This is a genomic window from Lysinibacillus sp. ZYM-1, assembly GCF_001308875.1.
GTDB lineage: Bacteria > Bacillota > Bacilli > Bacillales_A > Planococcaceae > Lysinibacillus.
The window spans coordinates 55,764-73,353 of sequence record NZ_KQ465128.1 but is presented as its reverse complement, the minus strand read 5'-3'; the positions used below and the strand labels follow the sequence as shown (position 1 = coordinate 73,353).

The window sequence follows — 17,590 nt, the reverse complement described above, 5'->3', positions numbered from 1 at the left end:
GACCTGAATTCATTGTACGGCTGGGGTTTTTTTCTTGTCCATAGCTAGAAGCTCTTTAGAACCCCTTGCATAGCAAGGGGTTTTCAAAAGATACAATAAAAAAAGAGAGTCCAAGTTAGATGGACTCTCTTTTTAAAATGGAAAAATTTTATAAACCTTCCGTGGACGTCCTCTTGTGTGAGGTTTTTCCTCAGCCACTACTTCAGCGAATCCCTTTTCCTCTAGTGTCGTTAATATTCTGCGGGCACTTCTTGCTGGAATTTGCATATATTTCGCAAGTTCATTTGCATTCAGTTCATCACTGGCTAGTTTTTTCAACGAAGATTTCAGTTTATTTAATGTCATGACACTAAGTGTAGTTTCTTGACTAAGAGTTTCTAATTGTTCTGAAGTATAAGAATAGGTAAGCTGCTCTGGCCTGCCTAATGGTCCAGCAATTTTTTTATCATCAAAACAAACCATCCATGAACCCTTTCCACATTCCTTTGCTCGTAAAAGGGCATTACCAGCATTAATCTCTGCATCATAAACCGTTTGTCCAATGCCAATTCCACATGTCATAGCCTCTTGATCCAGATGCGTGAAATCTTCAATATCAGGCATTTGGCTAAAATGTCTCGTGATGTCTTCCATTAAACCTCTTGTCGTAAAAATGATATAACGTCCAAAACTTGTTGACTTAATGGAGCCATGAACACTTTTGGTATACGTTAGTAAATGCTCCATAATTTTAAGCTCGATTCTAAACAGCTCATCGGTTGAGAAGTTATCTTTTGCCATCTCTAAAAAAGGGTCAATCTCAATAATTTGAACAGCGATTTGTGTCGCCTTATATCGTAACATTTCATATGTCCGTAGCATATTTGTAACAACTGCCTCTACAGCCATGGAAGATGGAAATAAACGATAAGTTGGTACACCAAGACGCTGCAACTCTTGATGGATAGGATGACCTGTAATAGCCGCCTTTGTTTGGCCACTTTCCCAAAGTTTAAAATGGTATTGTACAAGATCATTTAAAGAAATCGTCTCAGATTCAACAAATTTAGGTTTTACTTCGATACCTGCCTCCAATAAAGCCTGTTCCCATGTAGCACTATTACCAGCATCGAAGCTAATTTCATTTACTTCGATTTTACGTTCATACAATACTCTTAATACAGTTTTATATAAAGAAGAACCTTTATATACGACATAGAAAGTAGGTGCTTCTAGCTGATTCCAATTTTGCACGATATTATACGTAATCAGCCCCGTACACAACCACATATCCATTTCTTCTTTCAATAGCGGTGTCACTTTCTCCTCTAAATCCTCTTCTGTTAGACATTCTATCAATGTACAGATAAATTCTGGCCAATTTTTCAGGACAGATTCAACAAATTCAATCGAGTCTAAAGGACCTAGAAGACCTAATCGTATTTTCAAGTACACCCCTCCTCTGTTCAATCCACATGAAAAATTTGATAATTTTATTATAGCAAAACGATATAGAATGCATATAAATTTCATATATTAGCATCTAAAATATTTACAATAATATACTTAATACGAGAAAATAATACAAATGATATAAAAGGAGGTAATTCATTTGATTAAATGGCAAGGTGCCGCTGCTATTTGTATGAATGCAGAAAATCGCTTATTAATGGTTTTACAAGGGACTAAAGAGGAAGAAAAAACTTGGGCTGTGCCATCAGGTGGAAAAGAGGCAATGGAAGATTTTCAGACCTGTTGTATTCGCGAAGTATATGAAGAAACAGGCTATAAAGTAAATATAATAAAAGAAATCTATCATAAAAATACGGCGTACGTGGAAGTTCGTTATTTTGAAACCGTCATGATTGGCGGACAAATGACGATCCATGATCCAGATGAATTAATTTATGACATCGCATGGCAATCTAAAGATAAGGTAGCACGATTACCATTAACATTCCCAGAAGATCGACCATTTCTCTTATCTTTATTTCACTAAAAAAGTCACGTCTACTCGACATGACCCATCTTTTTTGTACATAGTATCATCATTTGGTGTTCTAATCATGATGTTGATAAATAATTAAGGCAGAATGGATGACTGTCTGTTCTCCGATATAGAGGGTATTGTATTTGATATCAAGTATGAAAAAGTTACTTAAATCTAATAAAGCCCGATTAATATCATGTTCAAATTGCACAATATCATTGTTTTGAATTGTCACAACTTGAGTCGTTTGTGTCATTGCCCACACTCCTTTTCTCTAATGATAGATCAAAAGGAAATCAAAGTCAGTAAAAAAATATTGGAGCCAAATAGCCCCAACATTTTTTAGTACATCGTTAAATATTCCTCACGCTCCCAGTTATGGACCCGTGTGCGATATTTATTCCACTCTATTTCTTTGGCAGCGTTAAACTTTTCGTAAATATGATTACCTAGTGCGTCTCGTACTACCGTATCCATCTCTAATTCAATTAGCGCATTTTCTAAGGAAGACGGTAAGCTTTCAATGCCGTTTAACTCTCGCTCTGCGCCTGTCATTTTATAAATATTTCGATTTACCGCTTCAGGGGGCGTTAAATCTTTACGTATGCCATCAAGTCCAGATGCCAGGATCACAGCCATTGCTAAATAAGGATTGGCAGCTGGATCAACTGAACGTAATTCAATTCGTGTGGATAGCCCACGAGCTGCTGGTATACGAATTAGTGGTGAACGGTTTTGAGCAGACCACGCAACATAGCAAGGAGCCTCATAACCAGGTACTAATCGTTTATAAGAATTGACAAGTGGATTGGTGATAGCCGTAAAACCATGTACATGCTGGATGACTCCTGCCATAAAGCTACGAGCTGTTGCACTTAATTGAAGATCTGCGTGTTCGTCATAAAAAGCATTTTTATCCCCTTCAAATAAAGATAAATTAAAATGCATGCCAGAGCCGTTAACCCCAAATAGTGGTTTGGGCATAAAAGTTGCGTGTAACCCATGTTGCGCAGCGATGGTTTTTACGACTAACTTAAACGTTTGAATATTGTCACATGCCTCAATGGCACTGGCATATTTAAAATCAATTTCATGTTGACCTGGTGCTACTTCATGGTGTGAGGCTTCAATTTCAAAGCCCATCCCCTCTAGTTCTAATACAATATCACGACGACAGTTCTCCCCCAAATCTGTTGGCGCTAAATCGAAATATCCCCCGCTATCATTTAGTTCAAGTGTTGGGTGCCCCTTTTCATCCAGCTTGAAAAGAAAAAATTCTGGCTCCGGCCCCAAGTTAAAGGAAGTAAAGCCCAACTCCTCCATTTCCTTTAAAACACGCTTCAAATTTGAGCGAGGGTCTCCTTCAAAGGGTGTACCATCTGGTCTAGCAATATCGCAAATTAAGCGGGCGACCTTCCCTTTTTCAGCTGTCCAAGGAAATATCACGAATGTATCAAAATCTGGCTTTAAATACATATCTGATTCTTCTATCCGCACAAACCCCTCAATCGAAGAGCCATCAAACATAACTTTATTGTCTAATGCCTTTTCTAATTGACTCACAGGTATCTCTACATTTTTAATTGTTCCTAATATATCCGTAAATTGTAGGCGAATAAACTTCACATTTTCTTCTTTTACCCTGCGTATAATTCCTTCTTTTGTATAATGTTTCATTTTTCACCACTCCAATGTAATTTTAGTTAACATCATTTTATATAGCTGTTTTTAAAATACATTAATTTTGTAAGTTACGCAATATATATGTTATGTTTTATAACATCGTTTTTTTAGAATATATTCATCTTGATTTTCGATACATAAAAAAGGCGTACCCATTACTCAATGGATACACCTTATATATTTTAATATTGTAATAACATATTAACAAACACAACAAGAATCACGACCGGAACAACAATCAACATTAATATCCTGTATGCTGAATAAAACCTCTGACCCATTTGACTACCAATTAGCAGTTCTTTCCTAACAAATTCCTTATCCACTACATGTGCAATAAAGATGGCAATTAACAAATTCCCCAATGGTAACATTAAATTTGATACTAAAAAATCAGTTGCATCAAAAATATTCTTTCCAAAAATGGATACATCGGCTAATAAGCTAGAGGAAAGGGACGCTGGTATGGCTGCAAGAAAAACGACTACACCCAGCCAAGAAGTCCAAACCCGACGAGATTTCTGACTTTTTTCCATAAATGCCGCTACAATAATCTCATACAAACTAAACGACGACGTTAATGTGGCAAATAAGAATAACAATAAAAACATCGCTAAAAATACTTCCCCAAATGGCATTTGACTAAATGCTGTTGGCAGCACCATAAACAACAAGCCTGGCCCAGCAGCCGGCTCTAAATCAAAGGCAAATACGACCGGGAAAATAGCTAGTCCAGCTAAAAATGAGACAAGCACCGTTAGCATTACCACAGAGCCTGCTGAATTCGGTAGACTTACATCTTTTTTTAGATAAGAACTATATGTAACAAGACAAGAAAACCCTACTGCTAAACCAAAAAAAGATTGCCCTAAAGCTTCTAATAATGCTTTTCCGGTAATATTTGAGAAATCAGGCCATAAAAAGAATTTTACACCTTCCATTGCACCATCTAATGTGACAGCACGTATCACTAGGACAATGAACATAACAAAGAGCAATGGCATCATCCATTTATTCGCCTTCTCAATACCATTTTGTACACCTAAAGAAATAACAAGTACGTTTGCTAATGTAAACAAAACCAAACCAGCTAGTGTGATCCAAGGTGTACCAATAATTTTTCCAAACAGTTCTGCCGGATCAATAGCTGGATCAATTACAGCCCCCGCTACTCCTAGCCCACTATAAATAAAAATCCAGCCCCCAACTACACTATAAAAAGTTAGTAGCAAAAAACAACCGAGCACACCCATTCGGCCAATCCATGCCCACCCTTGTTTCGTGGGAGCGATTTTTTTATAGGCGGTGATTGCCTCCGACTGTGTACCCCGTCCTAAAATATACTCTGACAATAGCATTGGGAGCCCAATTAACAATGTAAATAGCACAAAGATTAAGAAAAACGCTCCTCCACCACTTTGCCCTGTTACATAAGGGAGTTTCCAAATCGCCCCTAGTCCAATCGCAGCACCAGCTGATGCTAAAATAAATCCTAACTTACTCGACCACTGTCCTTTTTTTCCACTCATCTCTTCAAACTCCTCAACATTCTAAACTCTTCTCTAATTCTACATGAAAACACAGCTCTCGCCTAGGTCTTACGAATAAGGAACTAGTTACATTTCGCCAATACATTACTTTTTTCTATTTTTCTCCTACATTTTATCCCACAAAAAAACCTCGAGTTTATACACTCGAGGTTCATCATAATTTATTTTGCTATATACATAGAACGCTGGCGGTCAATCCATTTACGCATTGTTGTAAATAATAACGCCATAATACCCGTTAATAAAATTCCTTTTACAATATTAAATGGTAAAATTCCAGCGACAATCATTTTATAAAGTGAATCACCTACAACGGGCTCCATTCCCAAGAAGTAAGTGTACATTGGTAAAAACACAGCATAGTTTAAAACACTCATCCCTACTGCCATAACAACTGTTCCTATTGCTAAACCTCCAACAAGACCAGTAATCGTTTTAAAACGATTAAAAATAAAGCTTACTGGCAAGATAAATAAAATGCCTGTTACAAAGTTTGCCATATGCCCTACTGGAACACCTGTTGGCGTTCCTGAGAAAATCCAATCCAATACATTTTTAAACAATTCTACTAAAATACCAGCTACAGGTCCCATCGTGATTGCTGCTAGTAAGGCAGGCATATCACTGAAGTCCACTTCCAAAAATGCTGGGAATGGCGGAATTGGGAAATTAAAAAGCATTAATAAAAACGAAATACTGCTCAGCATGCCAATCGTAATAAACGATTGAAGTTTGACATTTTTCTTCATAGAAAACTCTCTCCTCTTTGCTGATTCAATCTCGCAAGAAGAAAGGTGACGATCTTTCGATTGTTACATGAAAAAACCCTTATGCATCTAAAAAAGCACAAGGGAGAAAGGCATGACGAATAAGCGTCCTCATTAACTATTTTTGAGCACTGTTGAATAAACCATACAAAAAAGCGCTCGGTCATAGTTCATTTCATGACAATGAATGACGATCGTACCTTCATCTTCTCCCATCCAGACTTTAACTGTCGGCCTTGGAATTCCACCAAGTCAGCCATGCAAAATTTTGCACAGGTCGCGGGCTGAAGAGTTTTACATAAATCTCACGAGCTAATGAAGGAATGTATTCACTAACGATTTACGACTCTATTACCGCCGGTCGGGATTTTCACCCTGCCCCGAAGATGAATCATATTATTTTATTCTACAGCCTTACTATAAAGAAATATTAAGTAAAAGTAAATAGTTCTGCTCAAAAAAATCCGATTAGATTTGTATGCTTTGTGTATAGAAAAGGCCTCCCTGCAATGCAGGAATGCCTCATTTGTTTTTCTTTCTTCAGCTATGGCATATATTGTTTATTTGGCCCCACTGGCTTTGGTAAATAACCTCGCAAATCGAATCCTTCCCAGCTTTCTTGCACAACATTATCTAAGAGGAGCTGTTGATTAAAACTAGCAGCAGTCAGCATCATAGCCTCAACTAATTGAGTTGCTCGAACTGGTTCCATTGATGTTAAATCAAGCGGAATATCAAAAGTAACAACGACACCTTCCGCTTGTTCTTTGACTGTGTAAGTCACATTTTCAGGCACTACGGACAAATAAACATCATCACTTTGATTTTTCATCTGTGTAAGCGCTTCTGTGACTGTCGCAAAAGTTTGACGGAAATCTGCTGATAAATATTCTGCGCCATTAGTATCTTGGTACAGATAATAATTATAATTCTTTGCATTTGTTAAGGACATCGCTTGACTTGGCTCACCTTCTTGAGAAAACGCATAGGGTGTTCCATCTTCATTTTGAATTTCCACTTCGGTATATTCAGAGCCCGAGAATGTATCTTCCAAAGTTCCTTTGTATTCATTGACTGTAGCAGATGCTACATCATAGTCATTTTCCTTTGGCAAGACATGGATGAGCTTATCATCCTTCTCCTTCAGCTCACCTTTATAAGGATGATACTCTGTAAACCCTTTAGCCTCTTCGTCAATTTGAGGCGCATATTTTTCATACATCTGAAGGGTAGAAGGCTTCTCTCCTCCAAAATCAGTAGCTACACGTTCATTTGGGATAACATACGTCATTGGGACACTTTCCGCATCACGCCCCGCCAAACCAATACGGAATACGACAGCATCTTTTACATCTTCCTCATAAACAGATGTGCGTAGGGATAAAATGCGTTCATGCTCTGCAACTATACTTTTTGAATCGAGCATTTCATCCTGAGTGGCCGCTTCCTCTGCAGCACGATCTTCCTGCATGGTAGAATACTGAGCCGTTTCGGCTGTACTTGCTTGATCTTTCTGCTCAACTTGATTATTCTTCAACATTGAGCCAACCAGTATCGTTAGCACAAAAACTGCGGCAACACTCATAAAAATCTGCATATTACGTAATTTTGATTTTGTCGCAGGTTCTTTAACGATAGGAACTTCCTGCTTAGTTTGTTCATCTTCTATAGGTTGTTGTATAGCTTTTTGAAGGTGGATATTATCCTGCAAGCGAGCATCTGCCATTAACCGATTTAATATGTCTTCTTTCGAACGGTGGTCAGAAAGCTTAGGGGCATTGTTCAGTACATGTTCAAGCTGCTCATCATCAAATGGCTTATGTGTCATTGCCGTTTCGCCTCCTGTTCTCTGATCGGCTGTAGCTGTTGCCTTAAAAATTTAATGGCTCGATGCTGGGTTGTTTTTACCTTTGCTTCTGTCCAATCGAGTATTTGTGCTGTTTCCGCAATTGATAAGTCCTGGAAATAGCGCATAATGATGACCATTTTTTGATCGCCAGTACAGTTTTCTAGTGCTGACTCTACTTGCATAAATTCATCACTGGCTTGTAGCATATCTTCCGGTGATGGTGTGGTTGAATGGAGCTGTTCCGTTTCCCAGTCAAAGAAATCAAGTGAATGCTTTTGGCGCACAGCTTGCTTTCTAAAATGATCTATCGCAACATTTTTGGCTATTGCAAAAAGCCATGTTTTCTCACTACTATTGCCTGCAAATTGATCATATGAGCGCAATACTCTTACATAAACTTCATGCGCTAAATCTTCAGCAAGTGTACGGTTTTTTACAAGATAGATTAGAAACTGGAACACGTCTTGATGATATTCATCGTATAGTCGATGGAACACGGAGTCATTCAATGCACTCCACCCCCGTTCTATATTATTTGTCGTCTTACATTCATAGAAGTTACAGCCAATTAATAACAATCTATGTTATTAATCGAACGGTAAATAAAACGTGAAGGTAGTACCTTCCTTAAGCACACTATCCACCATAATGTTTCCTGAATGTGCTTTCACAATATTTCGAGCAATGGCTAAGCCAAGACCCGTACCACCCTTGGATCGAGTACGTGCCTTATCTGCTTTATAAAAGCGTTCAAAGACATAAGGTAAATCATCTTGAGGAATGCCATGTCCTGTATCTTGAACCGAAATTTTAGCAAATGTTGGCTCTTGCTCCACTTTTACAGTGACAGATCCCTCGTCTGTATGTCTTAGTGCATTATCGACTAAATTTGTAAGTACTTGTTCGATACGGTCCTCATCTATATTAATCATGGCATCGTCATTAAATTCACTATCAAATATTAGTCCAACATGTTTTTCCTTCGCAACCTGCGCAAATTTTTGGGTAATACGTTCGAACGTAGAATTAATCGGTAATTCATCTTTATAGAGCGTCATATGTCCTGATTCCATGCGTGCCAAATCTAATAAATCCGTGACAAGGCGTCCCATTCGTTTTGACTCATCATAAATAATTTTTGTAATTTCATTACGCTCTTCTTGATCTTGAATAAAATCATCATCCATCAATGCTTCTGAATAGCCTTGAAGCATTGAGATAGGCGTACGCAATTCATGAGAGACGTTCGCAATAAAATCGGATCTAAGTTTTTCTAGGCGATGTTGTTCAGTCATATCACGAATAACGGCGACAGCACCACGTATGATTTCTCCACTATAAAGAGGACTAATGGTAAATGTATAGTAATTGCCATCCATTTCAATTTCCTCTTCTAGTTTATCCTCAAACATCAGCACATGGTCTAGCATATGATACAGCTCTGGCGGGATTGGTTTAGCACTCTGTGAACCTTTGTTCACAAACCATTTTTGCATCAGACGTTCCGCAGGTGGATTACTTAATAATATTGTACGGTCACGATTAAACGTAATCACTGCATCTGTCATAGACGTCAAAATATTTGATAATTGTTCATTTTCTTGATTGATGACTTCTAAATTATGCTTTAATTGACGTCCCATTTGGTTGAAGGCAACCGCAAGCTGTCCAATTTCATCATTTTGAGTCGTGGGCATTTTCGCTTCAAAATTTCCCTTTGCAATTTCAAATGCCAACTCACGCATTTTTCTGAGTGGTGAAGTAATACGTGAAGAGAGGAAGAACGCAAAAAATGTCGTCAAGACAAAAGCAATAAAGGCTGCTAAAAAGACAATTTTCGTCGTTTCCTTGGACGTTTTATGTAGTGCATCGGGGCTTTGATAGATGAAAACTGCTCCATGTACAGCATTTTCTACATTCAACGGGAAACCAAGCACAACATAGGATTCCATTTTTTCTGGATCTGTAGAAGAGGGCATCATCATTTCTTTTGTAATCGGCTCATCTGATTGAAAAACTTCACGAAAAGATTTATTCGCTAAAATGGTATCTTGTATTTCCTTTTTATTTACACCCTCTTGCATCGCAAAGGATACCTCGACATGGCTTATAGCGATGAGTGCATTGGTGCCTTTAGGTAAAATATCTTTTAATAATTCCGAAGTTGATTCAGCTGTTTCATTGTCATCCACTATACTTGCCACAGTTGCAGCGGTTTGACGTAAAGATATTTCCGCTTGCTGCATGTGGTAGTTTTGAAGAAATTCAAGCATTAATACCGTGAAAACAAATAATACAAATGAAACGAGAAGCAATATGGTTACCCATAGCTTCCCGACAACACTATTCCATATTCTATTCATTGACAACCTCAAATTTGTAACCAACGCCCCAAACCGTCACGATCATTTTAGCAGCGTTTTCAGAAACACGATTGAGCTTTTCACGTAAACGTTTTACGTGTGTGTCAACTGTACGTAAATCTCCAAAGAAATCGTAATGCCATACCTCTTTTAGTAGTTGTTCACGGTCAAATACTTTGTCTGGCGATTTCGCTAAGAAGTAAAGTAATTCATACTCTTTTGGTGTTAAATTAACCTCAATGCCCTCTGCTGTTACACGATGTGCATCATGATCGATCATCAGATGCTGGAACACCACTAAATCTTTTGAAGAGGATGCATTTGTCGTTGGTGAGAATGCCTGTGAACGACGTAAAATAGCCTTCACACGTAACACGACCTCACGAGGACTAAATGGTTTTACAATATAGTCATCTGCTCCAAGCTCGAAGCCTTGAACACGGTTAGCTTCCTCGCCTTTAGCAGTTAATAAAATTATCGGTGTTGCTGCTCGTTCTCGAATTTCTGCACACACTTCTAGACCATCTTTTTCAGGCATCATAATATCAAGTAAAATACAGTGATACTCTTTTTCTAAAGATTTTTCGATCGCTTGTTCACCATTTTCTGCTTCGTCAACAAGGTATCCTTCTCGCTCTAGATACATTTTTAATAAGCGGCGAATACGATCCTCGTCATCTACTACTAATACTGAAATATTTTCTGACACTTTCACGATCCCTCTCTTCCAATCTTTCTCTAACTTCTATTGTACATGGTGTGACACATATTGAAAAGAAAAGAAAGCCTCTTCGCTACAGCGAAAAGGCTTGTTGTTTCACAGGTTATGCGTAGGAGTGTAAACCCGCAAGAATTAAGTTAACAGCAATTAGGTTAAATAAAATAATGCCAAAACCAATTAATGCTAACCAAGCAGATTTTTGACCTTCCCAGCCTTTTGATAAACGTAAATGTAGGAATGCCGCATAGAATAACCATGTAATAAGAGCCCATACTTCTTTTGGATCCCAACCCCAGAAGCGACTCCAAGCAATTTGCGCCCAAATCATCGCAAAGATTAAAGCGCCTAGAGAGAATACAGGGAAACCAATTAGCACTGAACGATAACCAATTTCATCAAGTAATTGTAAGTTGACACGCTTTACAAGTGGTTGGAAAATGGCACTAATTCGACGGCGTGCAATTAAGCGAATTAATAAATACAAAACAGACCCTACTAATAATGACCAAGCGACAGTTGTTAATTTTTTCGCATTAATTAATGCTGGCATTTCTACTAACGGTGACATGCCATGTTCTTCAACCACTTCATACTCATTCATACCGAAAATTGGTGGTAGATTGTAAATAATTTTACGAGTAGTTCCTTCTTTATCCACATAATTGTAGCTAGATTCATAATCCATTGCTCCAAATGTAGATGTCACTGTGACAAAACCAATAACTATTACTAGACAGTACATTACGGCTTCTAACCAAAAACGTTGTTTAGAAGGCTTCGTTAAATCTACTGCTTTTAATAAATAAATAAGCCCTGCCACAGCACTGATAGCTAAAATAGATTGCCCTAATGCTGCTGTAATAACGTGGATCGTTAACCAATAACTCTGTAAAGAAGGCACTAATGGACTTACTTCTTTCGGGAACATCGAAGCATAAGCGATGATTAATAGTGCTACAGGTAATGCTACTAATCCAAGCGCAGTCAAACGATAAATAAAGTAAATTAAGATAAACGCACCAACAATGAACATCCCAAAAGCAGTCGTAAATTCAAACATATTACTTACTGGCGCATGTCCTGTATAAATCCATCGAGTAATAAAATAGCCAAGCTGTGATAGGAATCCAATAATGGTTACCACAATGGCAAGCTGGCCCCATTTACCAGTATTATTACCCGTAGCATTAGCTTGTTTAATTGATCCACCAAATAATAATGTCGCAACTAAATAAGCAATAAATGCTACAAATAATAAGTTTCCACTTATGTCAATCAAACTCATAAGGTGTTGTCACCTTCCTTTTCATTTATGCCACCATCCGTGGACTCTTCGCCAGCCTCTTCTTTCTCTAACTGATCTTCGTATGGAGGCAATGCAGCAAATGCTGAAACAGCATCTAAATCCTTTTTCATACTGAACATATTTTTATTAACATGGGCAGCCATTAAGACACGGCCATCCGGCTCAATTTGAAGCCATAAACGACGGTGATTCCAGTAAGATCCAATCACCACGCCAATCATAAAGATAACTCCACCAACAAATAAAAGAGGAATCGTAGTATCTTTACGGACCGTAATACCAGACATATCACGCATCTCTGCTCCAGCAAACTTCATTCTGTATTGATTTTCACCCAGTGGCTCTAGTGGAGGTTGCATAATTTCCACAAAGCTTACTTCGCCTTCTGGTGTTTCTGGCGTAGTCATTTTAAATAAAAATGCTGGATTATTTGGTATAGATGTTTTTGTTTGTGGTTCTCCATTTTCAAAGCCATCAAAATCCGGTGTATAGACTAGAATTTGCACGGAAGAACCATTGCCTAAATCATAATCTTTTTTAGGATTTGTTAAATCAATCTCCAGTGTACCAAGAGATTTTTCACTTTCCTTATTGATTAAGTCAAATTTCATTTTCTTTAATTCATTAAGACGATAATCCATTTGATAAAGAGCAAAACCATCTTCTTTTAATGGGTGATTGACACGAATAGAATAATCTTTTACTTTTTCTAGATTTTCCGTATCACCTGGTATTGCATCTTTAGGCTGCTTGTAGAGCGTAATGTCAGTCTGGAAATTTTTAGCTACAACATTAACACCCTGTTTTATTTGTTCTCCTTGAGCTTCATTATCATGTGTTTCTAAAACAAAATCCTTGTTTTCAATAAAATAACCGTCCATGCCCGTAATAGCACGTGTTTCGCCCTCGCGAACCCATATCGATTCATCCACATAGAAGCCTGGGACAAGACGAAGCATAACCCCACCTAAAAAGATAATAAGACCAACATGGTTTATGTACGGACCGTAACGAGAAAAACGTCCTTTTTCAGCTAAGAGAGCGCTACCATCACGACGAACAGAATATCTCATCTCAGTCATTTTTTTAGCTACTTTATCAAGCGTCTCTTCTGCGTTAGCCGTTACTTGACCTTCCCCAACAATACGCTGACGCTTCATGAAGCTTTCATGTCTTTTAACACGTTGATTCTTCAGTGATTTATAGAGCGGGATTCCTCGATCCAGGCTCGCCACAATAATTGACACAGCCAGCATGCCAACTAAAATTTGGAACCACCAAGAACTATATAAATCTGAGAGTCCTAATGTGTAATAAATTTTACCGAACGTACCATATACGTCAGCGTAATAGGCTCCCTTCTCTATATCAGAGGCTTTTACGTAAAACTCTTGTGGTAGTAATGTTCCGATTGAAGCGGCAATCAATGTGATAATAATAAGAGATATACCAACTTTAACACTAGAGAAGAAATTCCAAATTTTGTCGATAATTGATTTGTTATAAGTCTTAGAACGAATTGCAGTACCATCGTAACGCATATCGACCACTTTATTTTGTTTCTCTTCTTCGGTTAAAGGACGACCACATTTCTCACAGAGCTTCGTGCCGTAAGGGTTACTATGACCACAAGCACAAATGATTTTTTCCATCGTCATTAACTCCTTATTTCGGCTTCACTAATTCCATGTACGAAGCAATATTTGCATCTGTCATTTCACCAGTAATAATTTTTGCCACTTTGCCTTCTGGATCAATTAACACTGTAGCAGGTAATTGACCTACGTTATAAGCTGTCATAACACTTTTTGTTTTATCGATGACTACTGGGAATTTCAATTCATATCGATCGACAAAATTCTGCACTTCAAAATCAGTTTGGGCAATATTTACTGCTAATGTTTGTACACCTTGATCTTTAAAGATCTGATACTGTCTGTCCATCGCAGGCATTTCTTTCTCACAAGGCTTACACCAAGTTCCCCAGAAATTCAAAAATACCCCTTGTCCTTTATAATCCGACAATTTATGTTTTTCACCGTTTAAATCTACTAATGTGAAGTCAGGTGCTTCAGAGCCAACTGCTACTAACTCTACTTTTTCCTTTGTTGCTGTTCCGTATACCGTGTACCCGATTGCCAATGCTAATACTGCTAAAATGACAGTCCGTAGTACGAGACGCTTTTTCTTTTTCTCCAAGTTAATAAACCCCCTATCATTTACGACTTTGCGTAAACATTGTAGACATGAAGCTTTTTACATTGCGAAGACTGTAGATAGAACTTTTTCTTTTTATAAACGTCTTTACGTATGTAAAAACTTCTTTGAAAATTTAACGTCAACTATGTGCTAAGCTCTTCTGGCTAAAATATAAATAGGTGTACTATTCTCACCTATTATAGCAAAATGATACAAAAACACTTAGCTATTAATTATGAATGATTTATGAACGATTTCACCACAAAGAAAGTGAAAACAGTTTTTACTACCTTTCGATGTATTTTCACTTTCTTTTGGCAAAATTCTTTTAGTCCAGTTTTCCTGTTTCCGCTAACACGCGCAATTGCTTGACTTCATGCTTTGACAATTCACGGTATTCTCCAGGTGCAAGGCCGAATAAATCTAAAAAAGCAAATCGTTCACGTTTTAATTTGACAACAGGCGTACCAATTGCTTCAAACATACGTCGAACTTGGCGATTACGTCCTTCATGAATCGTAATTTCACAAATCGCTTTGCCTGCTTTTTCGTCAAAGGATGTCATACTAACTTTAGCTGGTGCTGTCTTGCCGTCCTCTAGTTTAATACCACGTTGAAGCTTTTTCAGTCCTTCAACCGTTGGAACACCTTTGACACGAGCGATATACGTTTTGTCAATTTTAAACTTCGGATGTGTCAACATATAGGAAAATTCCCCATCATTTGTTAATAGCAATAATCCAGATGTATCGTAATCAAGACGACCTACTGGGAAAATACGTTGCGGAATATGATGAAATAAATCTGTGACAGTTTTGCGTCCTTTATCATCTGTCACAGCCGAAATTGTTCCACGTGGTTTATAAAGTAAGAAATAAACTTTATCTTCTTTTTCAAGCTTTACGCCTTCCACTTCAATTGTATCTGAGTTAGACACCTTTGTTCCTAATTCACGAACGACTGTACCGTTCACCTTTACTTTACCTTCTAGTATTAATTGCTCTGCTTTTCGCCTTGAAGCAATCCCTGCATAGGCAATGACTTTCTGTAATCTTTCCATTTTTTCACCTCTAGTTTTCTTTCACATTGACAAATTCGTCAAAATTCCATCTCGTTCAAATGAATAGGGTTAATTTTCCCGCTAATCTGTGAAAATTATGTCATACTTTAACGCAATATTAAAGAAAAACAAATTTCACTTTCATTGTTAGACTATTCGTAATAATTTTTCTTTACTTTAATAGTAGTATACTCTTTTTACCAAAAAGCAAATCGTTCTAAAAAAAATGATTGTATTATCTAGTAGTTCTTATATTTTACCGACAAAAAAAGCTACCATACGGCAGCTTTTATTCGTATACATTTTCAATTGTTATTCCATGTTGATTTAACTCAACAGCAAAAAGGTTTTTAGCTTCCATCATTTTACTCGTCAAAGGTTCTTCAATTGTGGAACCATTTTGTAACGTAAAAACCAGTCGATCTGGCTTTGTCACACCATCTTTTTCTCGATTAACTTGCTCAACTTTTACTATTTCTTCCCACCCAACAAGATCTGCTTTTAAACTGAATAATTGATTCACATGGATACCTTCTGAATCCATCAATTTATAGTTATTAAAGCTTAATGTGATAAAGCCTAAAGCAATTAAAAAGAAAGCAGTCACTATACCACGTTGAATATTGTTGTTTTTCTTAGTTTTAGGGATTATCAAAAAATTGATTAGTAGTATCAGTGCCATGACAAATAAAGCGGCCATAAATATAACATAGGCATTAAAATAAGGTTCAAAATAGTAAAATTCTTGTGGTCGATATAACATCTCTTGAATCGGATATAGTAGAATGATGGGCATAATTAAACTAGATAGAAATAATACAATGATTATCCCAATTTGAATTTGTCTACTATTTGTTTCCATAGAAGCACTCCTCAATTACTCCACCCCCTCGCTTTTAGAAAATTAAGACTTCTTTCGTTACCATTTTACCAAATTTACCCTATGTTAATCAAATAATGTAAAAAAAAGAGCAAATCGTTTTTCAACGATCTGCTGTTTCAACTTTTACTGGAGTTGCATAAATACGTTCTTCGCCTATAAAGATTGACAAGACCGCTTCCTTACGTTTTCTTGAAACGTGTAAAACTTGTCGTACTTGCTCTTTTTCCTCTTTATTTAACTGTAGGCGAACAGGCTCTTCTAAACGAATAGCCAACTTTTTATTAACATTGTATTTGCCCTTCTTCACTACTGTTTCAAGATCATAATCTTGCCATACTTTATTGGACAAGCTTCGATGGACATTCCAATCATCGGATGCATTTAACGTGACGACTATACAGGTTTGCCCGTCCTTTTGAAAAGCTGTTGCAAGCGTACGGCCAGCTACCTTTGTAAAACCTGTTTTGCCAGCATAGGCAGTTCCAGTAGCAGATTTTAAAGAACTTACAGGTTGCTCCGTCTCATCATCAATATCCGCAGCCATTCCTGAACCCTCTCTTAATAATCGATGCTTATTTTCCCATAACATTCCGTTAATCGTATTCGCTCGATAAAGTACCGTTGAAGCGATTTTCTCAAATGTTTTATTTTGCAAGGCCGTCCTTAGCATCTCAGCAGTATCTCTAGCTGAAGATAAATGCTCCTCATGATGTAAGCCAGAAGGGTTCATAAAAACCGTATTGGTAAGACCCGCAATTACCGCTCTTTCATTCATTAATTTGACAAAGCCCTCTACAGAACCTCCCACATGTTCTGCTAAAGCTGTGGCAGCATCATTGCCAGAACGCAGCATTAAACCATATAATAACGTTTCTACTGTCACCGTTTCGCCTGCCTGCAAATAAATAGAACTCCCTTCAGCCATAGCAGCTTTCGGTGAAATGACGACTTCATCTTGCAATTCACTATTTTCAATGGCTACTAGTGCCGTCCAAATCTTCGTTAAGCTAGCAATCGGCAGTCGTTCATCACTATTAGAACCTATTAACACACGACCAGTTTCTCCATCTAAGACCGCGTAGCCACTTCCTCCTCTCGCAAAGCTTGTTTGCGGAAGTACTACCATTAGCACAATGATCATCAACATTATTAATCGAAATAACCGAAGCAACGAGCCACTCCTTATTCAATATGATAGGAAAGTATAGATTTATATTGGTCGTTATGCATTATTCTTATA

At 37.6% G+C, this 17,590-nt stretch carries 16 protein-coding genes and 1 riboswitch; of the genes, 1 reads left to right on the top strand and 15 read right to left on the bottom strand.

Features of this window, described 5'->3' with window-relative positions; all coding sequences use genetic code 11:
- Nucleotides 1–132: 132 nt before the first annotated feature.
- Nucleotides 133–1,428 (bottom strand): helix-turn-helix domain-containing protein, encoded by a 1,296-nt coding sequence (locus AO843_RS17125; RefSeq protein WP_054612302.1) that lies wholly within the window; start codon nucleotides 1,426–1,428, stop codon nucleotides 133–135.
- 196 nt (nucleotides 1,429–1,624) lie between these two features.
- On the opposite strand from AO843_RS17125, the gene AO843_RS17120 reads away from it, so the two are divergent.
- Entirely contained in the window at nucleotides 1,625–1,978 is a 354-nt protein-coding gene (locus AO843_RS17120) for an NUDIX hydrolase (protein WP_369814434.1), read from the top strand.
- 61 nt (nucleotides 1,979–2,039) lie between these two features.
- Here the strand turns inward: AO843_RS17120 and AO843_RS17115 are convergent, their stop codons facing one another.
- The 14 genes from AO843_RS17115 to AO843_RS17050 form a co-directional block, all read right to left on the bottom strand.
- Nucleotides 2,040–2,225: a sporulation protein Cse60 gene (locus tag AO843_RS17115; protein ID WP_054612300.1), complete on the bottom strand. Its 186-nt coding sequence runs from the start codon at nucleotides 2,223–2,225 to the stop codon at nucleotides 2,040–2,042.
- Between the two features lie 86 nt (nucleotides 2,226–2,311).
- Nucleotides 2,312–3,646: a type I glutamate--ammonia ligase gene (gene glnA, locus AO843_RS17110; protein WP_054612299.1), complete on the bottom strand. Its 1,335-nt coding sequence runs from the start codon at nucleotides 3,644–3,646 to the stop codon at nucleotides 2,312–2,314.
- 188 nt (nucleotides 3,647–3,834) lie between these two features.
- Complete coding sequence (locus tag AO843_RS17105) at nucleotides 3,835–5,181, bottom strand: sodium-dependent transporter (protein WP_054612298.1); 1,347 nt, start codon at nucleotides 5,179–5,181, stop codon at nucleotides 3,835–3,837.
- Between the two features lie 182 nt (nucleotides 5,182–5,363).
- Entirely contained in the window at nucleotides 5,364–5,951 is a 588-nt protein-coding gene (locus AO843_RS17100) for an ECF transporter S component (RefSeq protein ID WP_054612297.1), read from the bottom strand.
- Nucleotides 5,952–6,169: 218 nt separating this feature from the next.
- A riboswitch (FMN riboswitch) is annotated at nucleotides 6,170–6,361 on the bottom strand.
- A gap of 152 nt (nucleotides 6,362–6,513) precedes the next feature.
- Nucleotides 6,514–7,797 (bottom strand): hypothetical protein, encoded by a 1,284-nt coding sequence (locus AO843_RS17095; RefSeq protein WP_054612296.1) that lies wholly within the window; start codon nucleotides 7,795–7,797, stop codon nucleotides 6,514–6,516.
- Complete coding sequence (gene sigX, locus AO843_RS17090) at nucleotides 7,794–8,327, bottom strand: RNA polymerase sigma factor SigX (RefSeq protein WP_054612295.1); 534 nt, start codon at nucleotides 8,325–8,327, stop codon at nucleotides 7,794–7,796. Before sigX ends, AO843_RS17095 begins: the two co-directional genes overlap by 4 nt.
- 78 nt (nucleotides 8,328–8,405) lie before the next feature.
- Entirely contained in the window at nucleotides 8,406–10,181 is a 1,776-nt protein-coding gene (locus AO843_RS17085; RefSeq protein ID WP_054612294.1) for an ATP-binding protein, read from the bottom strand.
- Complete coding sequence (locus AO843_RS17080) at nucleotides 10,174–10,890, bottom strand: response regulator transcription factor (RefSeq protein ID WP_004232215.1); 717 nt, start codon at nucleotides 10,888–10,890, stop codon at nucleotides 10,174–10,176. The genes AO843_RS17085 and AO843_RS17080 overlap by 8 nt, the downstream gene beginning before the upstream one ends.
- Before the next feature lie 115 nt (nucleotides 10,891–11,005).
- Nucleotides 11,006–12,187 (bottom strand): c-type cytochrome biogenesis protein CcsB, encoded by a 1,182-nt coding sequence (gene ccsB, locus AO843_RS17075; RefSeq protein ID WP_054612293.1) that lies wholly within the window; start codon nucleotides 12,185–12,187, stop codon nucleotides 11,006–11,008.
- On the bottom strand, nucleotides 12,184–13,860 hold the full coding sequence (locus AO843_RS17070) for a cytochrome c biogenesis protein ResB (protein WP_054612292.1): 1,677 nt from the start codon (nucleotides 13,858–13,860) through the stop codon (nucleotides 12,184–12,186). The genes ccsB and AO843_RS17070 overlap by 4 nt, the downstream gene beginning before the upstream one ends.
- A 13-nt stretch (nucleotides 13,861–13,873) precedes the next feature.
- The gene (gene resA, locus AO843_RS17065; RefSeq protein ID WP_054612291.1) at nucleotides 13,874–14,407 is read right to left on the bottom strand and encodes a thiol-disulfide oxidoreductase ResA; all 534 of its coding nucleotides are present in this window, start codon (nucleotides 14,405–14,407) and stop codon (nucleotides 13,874–13,876) included.
- A gap of 328 nt (nucleotides 14,408–14,735) precedes the next feature.
- Nucleotides 14,736–15,467, bottom strand: coding sequence for a pseudouridine synthase (locus AO843_RS17060; RefSeq protein ID WP_054612290.1), 732 nt, complete (start codon nucleotides 15,465–15,467; stop codon nucleotides 14,736–14,738).
- A gap of 289 nt (nucleotides 15,468–15,756) precedes the next feature.
- A complete protein-coding gene (locus AO843_RS17055; protein WP_231630188.1) occupies nucleotides 15,757–16,329 on the bottom strand; it encodes a hypothetical protein in 573 nt (190 codons plus the stop codon).
- Between the two features lie 121 nt (nucleotides 16,330–16,450).
- A complete protein-coding gene (locus tag AO843_RS17050; protein WP_197278946.1) occupies nucleotides 16,451–17,497 on the bottom strand; it encodes a D-alanyl-D-alanine carboxypeptidase family protein in 1,047 nt (348 codons plus the stop codon).
- Between the last annotated feature and the right edge of the window lie 93 nt (nucleotides 17,498–17,590).

What these genes read in the sequence shown, in the direction of transcription:
- AO843_RS17115 (WP_054612300.1), bottom strand. Translation starts at nt 2,225, where the DNA reads ATGACACAAACGACTCAAGTTGTGACAATTCAAAACAATGATATTGTG.
- AO843_RS17095 (WP_054612296.1), bottom strand. Translation starts at nt 7,797, where the DNA reads ATGACACATAAGCCATTTGATGATGAGCAGCTTGAACATGTACTGAAC.
- glnA (WP_054612299.1), bottom strand. Translation starts at nt 3,646, where the DNA reads ATGAAACATTATACAAAAGAAGGAATTATACGCAGGGTAAAAGAAGAA.
- AO843_RS17055 (WP_231630188.1), bottom strand. Translation starts at nt 16,329, where the DNA reads ATGGAAACAAATAGTAGACAAATTCAAATTGGGATAATCATTGTATTA.
- AO843_RS17070 (WP_054612292.1), bottom strand. Translation starts at nt 13,860, where the DNA reads ATGGAAAAAATCATTTGTGCTTGTGGTCATAGTAACCCTTACGGCACG.
- AO843_RS17120 (WP_369814434.1), top strand. Translation starts at nt 1,625, where the DNA reads ATGAATGCAGAAAATCGCTTATTAATGGTTTTACAAGGGACTAAAGAG.
- AO843_RS17050 (WP_197278946.1), bottom strand. Translation starts at nt 17,497, where the DNA reads ATGTTGATGATCATTGTGCTAATGGTAGTACTTCCGCAAACAAGCTTT.
- AO843_RS17085 (WP_054612294.1), bottom strand. Translation starts at nt 10,181, where the DNA reads ATGAATAGAATATGGAATAGTGTTGTCGGGAAGCTATGGGTAACCATA.
- AO843_RS17100 (WP_054612297.1), bottom strand. Translation starts at nt 5,951, where the DNA reads ATGAAGAAAAATGTCAAACTTCAATCGTTTATTACGATTGGCATGCTG.
- AO843_RS17060 (WP_054612290.1), bottom strand. Translation starts at nt 15,467, where the DNA reads ATGGAAAGATTACAGAAAGTCATTGCCTATGCAGGGATTGCTTCAAGG.
- AO843_RS17105 (WP_054612298.1), bottom strand. Translation starts at nt 5,181, where the DNA reads ATGAGTGGAAAAAAAGGACAGTGGTCGAGTAAGTTAGGATTTATTTTA.
- ccsB (WP_054612293.1), bottom strand. Translation starts at nt 12,187, where the DNA reads ATGAGTTTGATTGACATAAGTGGAAACTTATTATTTGTAGCATTTATT.